12 protein-coding genes are annotated in these 11,607 nt (G+C 59.9%); 5 read left to right on the top strand and 7 right to left on the bottom strand.

Features of this window, described 5'->3' with window-relative positions; genetic code table 11:
- Window positions 1–15: 15 nt before the first annotated feature.
- Window positions 16–429, bottom strand: coding sequence for a hypothetical protein (locus O9Z63_RS08185; RefSeq protein ID WP_270128809.1), 414 nt, complete (start codon window positions 427–429; stop codon window positions 16–18).
- A 22-nt stretch (window positions 430–451) separates the two neighbouring features.
- Window positions 452–2,512 carry a (E)-4-hydroxy-3-methylbut-2-enyl-diphosphate synthase gene (gene ispG, locus O9Z63_RS08190; protein ID WP_270128810.1) on the bottom strand — a complete coding sequence of 687 codons (2,061 nt, stop codon included), beginning with the start codon at window positions 2,510–2,512 and terminating at the stop codon, window positions 452–454.
- Between the two features lie 200 nt (window positions 2,513–2,712).
- Here ispG and O9Z63_RS08195 point away from each other — a divergent pair, with 200 nt between their 5' ends.
- Window positions 2,713–3,909: a lactonase family protein gene (locus tag O9Z63_RS08195; protein ID WP_270128811.1), complete on the top strand. Its 1,197-nt coding sequence runs from the start codon at window positions 2,713–2,715 to the stop codon at window positions 3,907–3,909.
- 237 nt (window positions 3,910–4,146) lie between these two features.
- Here the strand turns inward: O9Z63_RS08195 and O9Z63_RS08200 are convergent, their stop codons facing one another.
- Both O9Z63_RS08200 and O9Z63_RS08205 read right to left on the bottom strand, forming a co-directional pair.
- Complete coding sequence (locus tag O9Z63_RS08200) at window positions 4,147–4,806, bottom strand: NAD(P)H-binding protein (RefSeq protein WP_270128812.1); 660 nt, start codon at window positions 4,804–4,806, stop codon at window positions 4,147–4,149.
- A 112-nt stretch (window positions 4,807–4,918) separates the two neighbouring features.
- Complete coding sequence (locus O9Z63_RS08205; protein ID WP_270128813.1) at window positions 4,919–5,896, bottom strand: NAD(P)H-quinone oxidoreductase; 978 nt, start codon at window positions 5,894–5,896, stop codon at window positions 4,919–4,921.
- Window positions 5,897–6,101: 205 nt separating this feature from the next.
- Between O9Z63_RS08205 and O9Z63_RS08210 the strand changes: the two genes are divergently transcribed.
- From O9Z63_RS08210 to O9Z63_RS08220, 3 genes are all read left to right on the top strand, one after another.
- The gene (locus O9Z63_RS08210) at window positions 6,102–6,614 is read left to right on the top strand and encodes a hypothetical protein (RefSeq protein ID WP_270128814.1); all 513 of its coding nucleotides are present in this window, start codon (window positions 6,102–6,104) and stop codon (window positions 6,612–6,614) included.
- Window positions 6,615–6,711: 97 nt separating this feature from the next.
- A complete protein-coding gene (locus O9Z63_RS08215; RefSeq protein ID WP_270128815.1) occupies window positions 6,712–7,065 on the top strand; it encodes a hypothetical protein in 354 nt (117 codons plus the stop codon).
- 525 nt (window positions 7,066–7,590) lie between these two features.
- Window positions 7,591–8,217 (top strand): hypothetical protein, encoded by a 627-nt coding sequence (locus O9Z63_RS08220; protein WP_270128816.1) that lies wholly within the window; start codon window positions 7,591–7,593, stop codon window positions 8,215–8,217.
- Window positions 8,218–8,283: 66 nt separating this feature from the next.
- Here O9Z63_RS08220 and O9Z63_RS08225 read toward each other — a convergent pair whose 3' ends face one another.
- Both O9Z63_RS08225 and O9Z63_RS08230 read right to left on the bottom strand, forming a co-directional pair.
- The gene (locus tag O9Z63_RS08225) at window positions 8,284–8,598 is read right to left on the bottom strand and encodes a hypothetical protein (RefSeq protein ID WP_270128817.1); all 315 of its coding nucleotides are present in this window, start codon (window positions 8,596–8,598) and stop codon (window positions 8,284–8,286) included.
- Window positions 8,599–8,691: 93 nt separating this feature from the next.
- Window positions 8,692–9,273, bottom strand: a complete 582-nt coding sequence (locus tag O9Z63_RS08230; protein WP_270128818.1) for a recombinase family protein — start codon at window positions 9,271–9,273, stop codon at window positions 8,692–8,694.
- A 308-nt stretch (window positions 9,274–9,581) separates the two neighbouring features.
- Between O9Z63_RS08230 and O9Z63_RS08235 the strand changes: the two genes are divergently transcribed.
- Window positions 9,582–10,196 carry a hypothetical protein gene (locus O9Z63_RS08235; RefSeq protein ID WP_270128819.1) on the top strand — a complete coding sequence of 205 codons (615 nt, stop codon included), beginning with the start codon at window positions 9,582–9,584 and terminating at the stop codon, window positions 10,194–10,196.
- A 428-nt stretch (window positions 10,197–10,624) separates the two neighbouring features.
- On the opposite strand, the gene O9Z63_RS08240 is transcribed toward O9Z63_RS08235, so the two are convergent.
- The gene (locus tag O9Z63_RS08240) at window positions 10,625–11,266 is read right to left on the bottom strand and encodes a hypothetical protein (protein WP_270128820.1); all 642 of its coding nucleotides are present in this window, start codon (window positions 11,264–11,266) and stop codon (window positions 10,625–10,627) included.
- Window positions 11,267–11,607: the final 341 nt, after the last annotated feature.

The raw sequence follows: 11,607 nt of genomic DNA on the forward strand, positions 1-11,607 counted from the left end.
AAGTCACGCATAGCACTACTTGGTGATGGTCAGAAAGACATCTTCTTCCAACTCGAAACCGTAACGCTGGATTTCATAAAGACTTGTGCTTTTTCGCTCAGTTGGGAGTTGCCATTGATTACCAGCCCAGCAGGTATGAAGCTCTACTGTGTCCTCCTGTGAGAGTGCAGAATCAATGAAGGCCAGCAAGGCATTTACTGAACTGGAATTCTTCGCGACTAACTCAGCATCTTCGAAATCAATGTCGTTGGCAAATCCGCAGGAGCATCCTTGCCAGGAGCCCAGATGGTATATGTTCTTTTTAGTGAAGTGCGGGGCTACTGCCGCATCAGAAGCTGCAATTGGCTGCACGCTAAAAACAGGTTCTTTAGCATCTAACGCCACCAAAGGCAAATCAGCATCTGCTCCGAGGTAAACGTAGTAGCACATATTAAAACAGTAATAAAGCCGCCTACCCCACCACCGGCTCTTCCAGCAGCACGGGTTCCAGCCAGCGGCCGTCTTCACGCATGAGTTCGATGAGTTCGTCTACGGCGCGTTCTTCGGGGACGGATTTCTTGATGACTTCCTGGCCGCGGTAGAGGGCAATTTTGCCTTTGCCCACACCCACGTAGCCGTAGTCGGCGTCGGCCATTTCGCCGGGGCCGTTCACGATGCAGCCCATGATACCGATTTTCACACCCTTCAGGTGGTCGGTGCGCTTACGGATCATGGCGGTGGTTTCCTGCAGATCGAACAGGGTACGGCCGCAGCTGGGGCAGCTGATGTACTCGGTTTTGCTCATGCGGGTGCGGGCCGCCTGCAGAATGCCGAAGCTGAGCTGGTTGAGCTGGTCGAGCGTGGTGAGCCACTCCTCCTTCGAATGCTCGGGCAGCAGCTCGGTGCTCAGCAGCACCCCGTCGCCGAGGCCGTCGAGGAGCAGGCCGCCCACGTCGGTGGCGGCGTAGAGCTGGGTTTGCTCGGGCGTGAGGGCCGGGTACTGGCGCTGGATGATGACGGGGTTGGGCACCGCGTGGTTCAGCAGCTCAAAGAACGCCCGGCGGATTTCGGGCATGGCGTGGGCGTTGTCGGTGCGCAGCAGCAGCACGGCCGTGGCATCGGCGCGCAGCAGCGGCAGGGCGGCGGGCGTGAGCGAGGCCAAGGTGTGGCGCACGAAGTTCAGCTCGGGGTGGCGCGGACCGGCCGCGGCGTACTCTTCGGCCGTGAGCAGCGGGTAGTGGTCGGAGCGCTGGCCGGCGTCGAGCCAGGCGGTGTAGTCCACCACTTCCTTCAGGCCGTTGGGCAGCATGAACGGAATGGGCCGCTGGCCCGAGTACACGTAGTCGGCTCCCAGGTCGTTCATTTGAAACTTATCCAGGAACGCCGAATACAGATGCCCCACGGCGCGCAAATCAGCGTATTCCAGGCCGGGCAGCCGCGAAAGGTCGGCCATGACGCGCGGCACGTTCTGCCCGCCCAGGTTCAGCACCTCTCGCGTTACGCGGCGGTGGTACTGGAAAGGGTCGATGGGAATAGTAGTTGTTAGTTGTTGGTTGTCAGTTGTCAGTTCGTTTGGAGCGTCATTCTCACTGACAACTGACAACGAAGAACTAACAACTGGAGGAATACGCTTAGCCTCCTGCGCCCGGTTCGTATACCTATCAATCAACGCCTTGGCTACGGGGGCTTCGGCTTCGGGGGCTTCGGTGAGGGACACGCGCACGGTGTCGCCCAGGCCGTCTTCGAGCAGCGTGCCGATGCCCACGGCCGATTTGATGCGGCCGTCTTCGGCCTCGCCGGCTTCCGTTACGCCCAGGTGCAGCGGGTAAGGCTGCAGGCCCTCCTCATCGAGCTTCTGCACCAGCAGGCGGTAGGCCTGCACCATCACTTGGGTATTGCTGGCCTTCATGCTCAGCACCACGTCGTAGTAGTTTTCCTCCTCGCAGAGGCGCAGAAATTCCAGCGCCGACTCCACCATGCCCAGCGGCGTATCGCCGTAGCGGCTCAGAATCCGGTCGGACAAAGAGCCGTGGTTGGTGCCGATGCGCATGGCCGTGCCGTACTGCTTGCAGATCTGCACCAGCGGGCGGAACCGCTCCCGGATGCGCTCCACCTCGGCGGCGTAGCTGCTGTCGGTGTACTCAATGACTTCGAACTTCTTCTTATCGGCGTAGTTGCCGGGGTTCACGCGCACTTTCTCCACGATGCGGGCGGCCAGCTCGGCGGCGTTGGGCGTGAAGTGGATGTCGGCAATGAGCGGCACAGTGCAGCCGCGCTTGCGCAGCTCCTTCTTGATTTCGAGCAGGTTCTGGGCCTCCTTCACGCTGGGGGCCGTGATGCGCACGTACTCGCAGCCGGCTTCCACCATGCGCAGCGTCTGCTCCACCGAGCCCAGCGTGTCCATGGTGTCCACGGTGGTCATGCTCTGCACCCGGATGGGGTTGAGCCCGCCCATTGGCAGGTCGCCGATTTTTACTTCCCGGCTGAGGCGGCGCTTGTATTCGGTGAGGCTGGGGCAATACGTCTTGTTCATAGAAAGAAAACCGGCGGCGGAAGTCGAAAGTTGCGGGACCGAGCAAAGGTACGAGGTAGCCGCTACGTTCGGGTGCCGCGCCAGCTGCCTGGCGCCGACCAGTGCCGGGCCGGCAGCCCCCACCCGGACGGCGTGCACCGAAAGCCCGCGTTACCCGCTAACTTGTCGGCCCGCTATACTAGGCTCCTGCCTTCCCTGCCATGACCGATTTCACTACGTCCCGCCGCCATTTTCTGAAGCTCACGGGCCTTACGCTGGTGGGTTTGCCGCTGGGCCTCTCCGGCTGCGCTGCCGCCCTCACAGGCCGCAGCCGCCCCGACTATCTGGTGTACGTGGGCACCTACGCCAAGGCAGAGGCCGACAGCATCTTCCTCTACCGCCTAAACGCCACCACCGGGGCCCTCACCCGCCTGCGGGCCGAAAAAGGCGGCCCCAACCCAACTTATATAGCCCTTGATACCAAGCGCCAGCATCTCTACGCTGCCAATGAGGTCGACGAGTTTCAGGGCGCAAAAAGCGGCTTCGTCAGCGCCTTTGCCATCGACCGGCGCACGGGTGGCCTCATGCTGCTCAACCAGCAGCTGTCGGGCGGCGGTGGCCCCTGCTACGTCAGCATAGCCGGCAGCAACCAGGCAACGCTGGTGGCCAACTACGGCGGCGGCAGCGTGAGCCTGCTGCCTCTCGCCCCGGATGGCAAGCTACAGCCATCGGCCGCCACTGCCCAGTACCGCGGCTCGGGGCCCGTTAAAAACCGCCAGGGCGAGCCCCACGCTCACTGCATCCTCCCCGACCCCGCCAACCGTTTCGCCTTTGCCGTGGACCTGGGCACCGACCAGGTGCTGGGCTACCAGTTGGCGGCCAATGGTAGCCAGTGGACGCCGCTGCCGGCCCCGGCCTTCACCACTCAGCCAGGCGCCGGGCCGCGCCACCTCACGTTTCACCCCAACGGCTGCTGGGCTTTCCTCATCAATGAGCTGGCCTGCAGCATCACGGCCCTGACCTACGACACCACGGCCGGCACGTTCCGGGAGCTGCACACCGTGCCGACGCTGCCGGCCGGCTTCACGGCCCCCAACACCTGCGCCGACATCCACGTGCACCCCAACGGCCGCTTTGTGTACGCCACCAACCGTGGCCACGACAGCCTGGCCGTATTTGCCATAGCCCCCGACTCCGGCCGCCTGACGCTGGTAGAACACGTGAGCACCCAGGGCAAAACGCCCCGCAACTTCGCCATCGACCCCAGCGGCGCCATTCTGCTGGTAGCCAACCAGAACTCCAACAATATCGCCACCTACACCATCAATGCGCAAACGGGCCGGCTGACGCCTACAGGCGTGGTGGTGGAAGTGCCCGCGCCCGTCTGCCTGCAGGTGGTGCCGGATTTTCTGGCGTAGGCGGCCACTGCCAGGCGGCAGTGGTGCCGGCCAATCCTATCCGCCAGCAGAGCCTGTCAGCCAGCACCCGTAATCTTCCATTCGATGCATCATTATGCGGGAGAAAACCTGATGCAACGCGGACGTACCTGATCTCCTGCACAAAAAAAGAAACGAGTATCCGGCGCGGCCCCAAAGCGGGCTGGTACCGGATACTCGCTTCTTTTTTGTGTGGGAAGTGACGTGCTGCTTCTTTCGCTACTGTTGGTTGGCGCGCCGGAATACGCCCTCCAGCGCATCGGTCTGCACGCCGGGCTTGGTGTCCAGGGCAGCGTTGATCATGGCTTGGGCCACCTCGCGGCCGTGGATGGGGCGGTACTGCTGCAGGCCGGGCACCCGGGCTATCAGATCAGCAAGGGGCAGCGCAATGCGCTCCGACAGGCGGGGCGTGTGGCGGCTGCCGGCCAGCATCCCGGGCTGAATGATGCGAATTCGCTGGAAAGGCAGCCGCTTGATGGCGCGCTCCAGCTCGCCCTTCATGCGGGTGTAAAACACGAAAGCCTCCGGATCGGCCGACGCCGACGACACCAGCACGTAGGTGGCCACGCCGTTCTGCGCCGCGGCTTCCGCGGTCTGGAACTGGTAGGTATAGTCTACCTTATACTGCCCGGCCGTGCTGCCGGCCTGGCCCAGGGTGGTGCCCAGGGCCGAAAACAGCACGTCGCCGGTGAGCAGGTGCTGCCACTGCTGTGGCTGGTCGAAGTCCACGAGGTGTTCTTCCAGCCGTTCGGGATTGTGGTAACCGGTTGGCCGGCGGGTAAAAACTTTGATACGGTCAAAACGGGTATCGGAGAGCAACTGGCGCAGCGTATAGTCGCCGACCAGTCCGGTAGCCCCGATAAGTAAAGCGGTAAGCATAATGTGCAGGTGTGAGCAGAGAGCGGCAGTTCGCCACACATAGGCCGGCGAAATCCCCCCTTGTACGCAGCTACCGGCTTATGGTTCGCTGAAAAATCCTGCTTACTCAAAATTATTCCACTACCAGCAGCACCAGCTTGCCAATGTGGGCGCTGCTTTCCAGCATTTCGTGCGCGGCAGCAGCCTCAGCCAGCGGAAAGGTGTGGTGCAGTAGCGGCTTCATTTTGCCGGCCGCCAGCAGCGGCCACACATGGCGCTCCACCTCGGCCGCCAGCGCGGCCTTGAAGTCGGCGGAGCGGGGCCGCAGCGTGCTACCCGTAATGGTCAGGCGGCGGCGCATCACCTCCAGCGCGTTGAACTCGGCATTACCGCCCTGCATGGCATTGATGAACACGAGGCGGCCGTCGTCGCGCAGCAAACGCAGGTTTTTGGCCGTGTAGTCGCCGCCAATCATGTCCAGCACCACATCGGCGCCACCGGCGGCCTGCACCGCTTCCTCAAAATCCTGCTCTTTGTAGTTGACGACCAGATCGGCCCCAAGCTGGCGTACGGCCTCAGCCTTGGCCTCGCTGCCCACCGTGACTGCTACCGAACTACCCAGGGCCGTAGCCAGCTGCACGGCCGTGGTGCCAATGCCGCTGCTGCCGCCGTGCACCAGCAGCCGCTCGCCGGACTGCAGCTGCCCCCGCTGAAACACGTTGTGCCAGACCGTAAACACCGTTTCGGGCAGCGCCGCCGCCGCCGCGAATTCCCAACCAGCCGGCACCGACAGGCAGTGGCGGGCATCCACTACGGCGTACTCGGCGTAGCCGCCGGCGGCCAGCAGCGCGCACACCCGGTCGCCGGGATGCCAGCGGGCGGCGGCAGCGCCGCACTGCTCCACTACCCCAGCTATTTCCAGGCCCGGTACGGTTCCGGCCACGTCGCCGGAGCCGGCATATTTGCCCTGCCGCAGCAGCACGTCGGGCCGGTTGACGCCGGCCGCGTGCACCCGGATCAGCACTTCATGGGCGGCCGGCACCGGCCGGGGCTGCTCCTGCAACTCCAGCACCTCGGGGCCGCCGGCCTGGGTAATAACAATGGCTTTCATAGACGAAATCAAGTGGAACAAGGCGAACATCCGCCTCGCTCCCCATACGTGCACGGCTACGCTGCTGGTTGTTCGTTGCCAGTTGTCAGTCGTAAAGCAGTGTTTGCTAGCATCCGGGCATTTCCCTATCCTGACGAACAACTGACAACGAGCAACTATCCATTTCCGCACCAGTTGGGCGTGATTTTGCGTACTTGCTTCTGACATGAAAAAAGTAATCCTGCTCCCCCACTTCCTGCGCACCGCCGGCCTGCTGACCGGCATGGCCGCCTGGCAAACGGGCCGTCTGTTCCGCAAAGCCGCCGCCTCCGCCCTCGATTCTATTCAGGAAGTGCTGCGGGCCGAACTGAAAAAGGGCAATCAGCAGCTGGCGGCAGACTTTCTGACCAACAAAGCCCTGCCGGCAGCGCGGGCCCTGTTGCTGGAACGCATGGCGGCGCGGCTGCTAGTGCGCATCGGGCTGCGCGGGGCGCTGGCCTCCAGCGTGGTGGGCTGGATTCTGCCCGTTGTGCTGGAGCAGATGGTGAAGGTGGGCCAGAAGACCGGGCTGTTCGACAAAATCCGCAGCCACGGCACCGTGCAGGACACCCTGCACCGCCTCGACGAACTGAAGGAAGCCGTCTGGAAACGCCTCTCACCCGACCACGGCAGCAGCGTGGAGCTGCTCGATGATGACGCCGAATTGCCCCGCCGGATTTCGGCCTCGAAGGAAGAGTAAACGCCGCTTTCCGGCGGATAATTCCCCCACGAAAATTTAGCTATTTTCTGCTTAAACGGTAAATCCGGGGCGTTTTTTCCTGTCGTAAGTGGGACCGATGAATACCTCGGACGAACTCACCCCGGAGCGACTTACCCAAGACTCGCTCACGCTGAGCCGGTCGCTGCGCACCCTCTACCGCAACGCCCGGCACCTGCAACACACCGACCCTTACGCCGCGGCCCGCCTCGGCCGCATCGCCGATCAGGCAGAGTATTTTCTGCAGCAATGGCCCGCCGCCCAGTGGCCCGAGCACGCCTCCGGCCCCGACTGGCCTATGCCGGCCAAAGACGTACTGCTCACCTGGCTGACTACGGCTCGCCGCGAGGCGGCCGCAGGTGGTACGCTCACCTACTCGCGCTGGCACCAGATGCTCAATACGCTGCTAGCGGCGCTGGTGCCGTTTGCCTGAAACTGCTCTCCTTACTGAAATGGTCAGCCTACTCACAGAGTAGGCTGACCATTTTTTATATTCGTTTACCGGCGGCGAAGGCATTTGCCTCGAACTATATGGGCACAAAAAAGGCCGCCCCACCCGGACTTATTTCAAGGCCTGAAAACCTTCTTATTACAATTTAAAGCAGGTTTCGCTCGAAAATAGTGGCAGGTATAGTGGCCAAGCCTGCTACGTTTTGGCCGCGATTTTCAGCTGGTGGAGGCTGGTTCTCCGCTCGCCTTTTCGGAAGGTAAACAGGTACCAGCGGCCGAGCACCCGGTGGCACCGGGTGCTCGGCCGATCTAGGTTATTTTCTTCGCCTTCGCAAGAGAGACTATACTACTTATGCACAGGCATTATTCCTTTTCTGATAAAATTTCTTTCATAATTACAGCCAAAAAAAATCATTGCCGTATCAGGGCCATTGTTTTTAAGTACAGTTTCCAAGTACAGTTGGCACGTACTTTGGGTACTAGTCTTCACTGTCTTTTTCTTTTTCATATGAAGTTCCCTCCATTCATCAAACAGCTTGCTCTAACTGCCTCATTAGCCCAAATCGGGGTCACTAGCGCATTGGTCGTGCCAGTCCTACTTCCCACGACTGCCGTTGCGCAGAACCAAGCCAGTCAGGCAGCATCAATTTCGAACCGCTTAGAGCAGTTGGTTGGCGGTCTTTTCAATGGCCAGCGTGACGCTGTGCGCCAATATGCGGAAACGCTGGTGCGTGACCGGGGCCAAAACCGGCAAGCCGCAATCCAGCAGTTTGAAAACGCCCTGAAGCCAACGCTCTCTCCAATTCAGTTTGAGCAGTACATGGCATACAGAGAGTATGTAATGACCGGGAAAGGAGCGCGTCCTGCAGCAACGAAGGGGCCACGTACACAGGCAGAAGCTGCTGGTGCTATTGCGACTCGCATTGAAAAGGGTCTTGGCGGTCTTTTCAATGGCCAGCGTGACGCTGTGCGCCAGTATGCGGAAACGCTGGTGCGTGATCGGGAGCAAAACCAGGAAGCCGCAATCCAGCAGTTTGAAAATGCCCTCAAGCCAGTGCTTTCACCGATTCAGTTTGAGAAATATCAGGCTAACCGTGACTTTTACCTTACCGGCCGCGGCCAGAAGGGCAAATAGCAATAATTGTATGCACTGAGTAAACTAACACGGGGTAGCATTCTGCTACCCCGTGTTAGTTTAAAGTCAGAACAGCTTTCTCAAACGACGTATCATATCGTTACGTGCGTAGGTGTATTGGTACCAGCGACCGTGCACCCGGCGCCACCGGGTGTAGAACCGACCTCCTGGCCGTGGCCTGCTGCCCTCGTTGGTCAGCACAGCCGTGAGTTGCGCGACGCCGACCTGCTCAATTGTAACGGGGGCCGCCTCCACGTCGACGTGCACATGGCGCGCTTGCTGGTGGAGTGTGGTGAGGTCAGACCCTCTCTGTTTGACGTAGGCCGGCGCGCTGCAGGCGGTGGCCAGCCACAAGCCGATGCCGCCGAAAAGCAGCAACATAAGGTTTCTCATACGACTGGGGTTTAGGTTGGGATTGTGTGAAACAAGAGCCCAAAACTCACGCCCAGCAGTGCCGGCGAAAAGGACAGGAAATTACGCGAACAGGTATTTGGCCACGGTGCTCGGTGAGAGCCCCAGCGCTGTGGCGATGGCCCGGTTGGAAATGCCGGTGGCCTTGAGCCGCAGCACATGGGCCTGCTTCTCGTTGTCAACACCCGGCCGGCCCAGCTGCTTGCCCTTGGCCACGGCCTTGGCCAGTCCGGCCTTGGTCCGCTCGCCCAGTCGCACCCGCTCCTGCTTGGCAATGGTAGCCAGGATGCTGATGATAGCCTCCTTGAACATGCCGGTCGAGTCCAGGTACTGCTCGGAGTAGCTCTTGAACTGCACGCCCGCGTGCGAGAGCCGCTGCAGGTGGTTAAGCGTTTCGATGACGCCTTCGCGGCTGAAGCGGTCCAGGGCCCAGAACAGCACCACGTCGAAGCGGCGCTGGTGGGCATCGGTAAAGAGCTGCTGAAACTGCGGCCGCTCGGCCTTGCCGCCCGACTCGGTATCGAGGTACTCCTTATATACCGTGTAGCCCAGCCGCTCGGCGAAGGCTCGCAGCTCACGCAGCTGGTTCTCGTTGTCTTGGCCCTTGTCGCGAGTGCTCACGCGGGCATAGATGGCAGCTTTCATGCTGAAAAAGCAGTAGTCTAGGTGGACTCATTTGCAATCAAGAAGGCAGAGGTAATGTCCCAGCCACGTCCCGTATACCTACCTCATGCGACTCATTATCGTGCGGCGGCCAGCCAAAACGAACCGCCCGTCACGCTGGTGGCATAAGAATAGGTTTTGGGAAGATGAATACTGCAACCGCTTACGAGGTGCACAGCCTATTGAGTTAGAAACCGCTAATTTTCACGAATTAAGAATACTGGACTATATGATGTAAATTTAAGTATATATTGAAGGCAGTAATAGTTGTACTCCTAACTACTAGTCCCATGCTAAAACTATTTTCGTATCCCCTCCTTTTCCTGGCGCTCTTCACATCCTGCCAAAAGGAGACTGATGGCATGCAACCGGAAGCGCCAGTTGCCAACCCACTTTCTGCCTTCCTACGCGTTGCGCAATCAAGCCCGGCAGCAGATGAATATATCTCAGGTGAATTTGATGGCATACCACTAAACTGTGCCACAGATAAATGGCCGAGCGTATCGAGCACGTTCTATATTAACAATGCACAAAGTTCAGAGTCGGGCCAACTCATCAGACAGAATCCGAATGCAGACGTTCAGGTTAATATCAGCTTTGTTAATACTGGGATATTTCAGAAAGCGATGCCAGCTTCTTGGCCATATGCTAATCATGCCGTTTGTGAGGCAATCACCGTCTCAATTTGGTCGTTAGGCCCCAACAATGAGCCTCTGTCGCTTTTCAAAGGAGGGACTGGCTACGGTAAACCGCTTAAAGTAGAGATTACAAGTACCGCGAATGGAATGGTGGAGGGCACCTTTTCAGGTAGATTGTATCAGGTCGTCGACGGCCAGTCTCTTATGAAGTTTTTCCTCGTCAAGAATGGCAAGTTCAGAATCCAAACCAGAACAGTGTTCATTTGAGGGACTTGCCTTAGTTAAAAGCCCAGCCCACCCGGCTGGGCTTTTTTGCGGCCAAGATGTTGCGTAGCGTTAACCTAGATAAGTGGTTAATTAGGTGTCCAAAAAAGGGTAGTATAAACGGCCCCGAAAAACCGTGTTTTCGGAGCCGTGAAGGCGGGTGTAAAACGTGTCCAGAAATCGACCGTTTTTTGGAGACCACCGAGTTTACGAAACTCATCTACTTGGCACGTTTCGTAAACCTTGATTCGTAGACGGGTTCCTTAAACTCCCTAGGTGCTACAGCGGCCTTCTTTTCCGTGCTGATTGAGTAGTTTAGTAAACCGAGGGTTTGATTGCATTCGGCTAAAAAACAACATGAGCGCCATTCTTGCTCGTTGCTTTGTCGAAGCGACCAACCGCGAAGAAGTCGAGGCATCTTCGTGCTACGCTCAGCGGCCGATGCGTACCAGTTGGCCGGCCTGGTAGCGGTAGCAGCCCGGGGGAACCATGGTCATGGGCACGGTGCGCAGTGTTTGGGCCGTTCGCTCCGCACCCAAGCGCTCCACTACCCGCACTGGCCCGACGCGGATGGTACCGCTCTGGACTTGAATAGTTTGTTCGCGCCGCTCTTCACCAGCCGCGTCGTCGTCAAATTCGCCTTCGCTTCGGCGGCCATAGCTGGTATTGGTCCAGCTGGTTTCGCTTTTCAACAGCAGGCGCGGCTGCGGCTCGAGCGTCAGCAGCTCCACGAACTGGTAGTCCACCTGTCCGCCCCAAAAGCGCTGCGCTCCCGCCGCCTGGACCAGCAACCCCAGCGGCTGCCCGGGACCGAGCCCCACCGTGTCCACGGTCAATTGGTCGTGGGCGCGAAATTCCGCCCCCACCGGTTCTAGTTGCGTGCTCACCCACTGGCTCGTATCGGCGCCGGAATGAAAGTAGAAGCGCGGCATCTGCTCAACGCCCTGACCGACCCAGACGCGCCGCGTCACTTCCGGGTAGGCCTCGACGCCGAGGTCGGTTAGCCGCGGGGTGGTCAACGACGAGACCGGGAGGGGCCGCCCGCCCCAATAGGCCCGCAGAGAGTCAGCCACAAGCGGCATCGACAGGTCAGACCGATCGGCAACCAAGTCGTCGGAACCGGCAACACTAGTTGGCGCGGCGCGCCTGAAAGCGGCGCTGACGCTCGCTCGTGGGGGCGCTGCCACGGTCGCCGGGGCAGGAGCAGGAACGGCTGCCGGTGCGCTCGTTTCTGGGGTAGCCGTCGGGCCGCAGGCGGCAGTGCCTAGTACGCCCAGGAGCAGCAGTTGAGGCAGGATACGCATAGTAATAAGCAAAGTAACAGACGGAGTAGAGAAGTCAAGTTTGCTTCTTTTGCAGTCGTGCAACAGCATTCCCCAGCAGCCCTACGGTCGAATACGTGCTACAGGCCATG

This window comes from Hymenobacter yonginensis, assembly GCF_027625995.1.
Taxonomy (GTDB): domain Bacteria; phylum Bacteroidota; class Bacteroidia; order Cytophagales; family Hymenobacteraceae; genus Hymenobacter; species Hymenobacter yonginensis.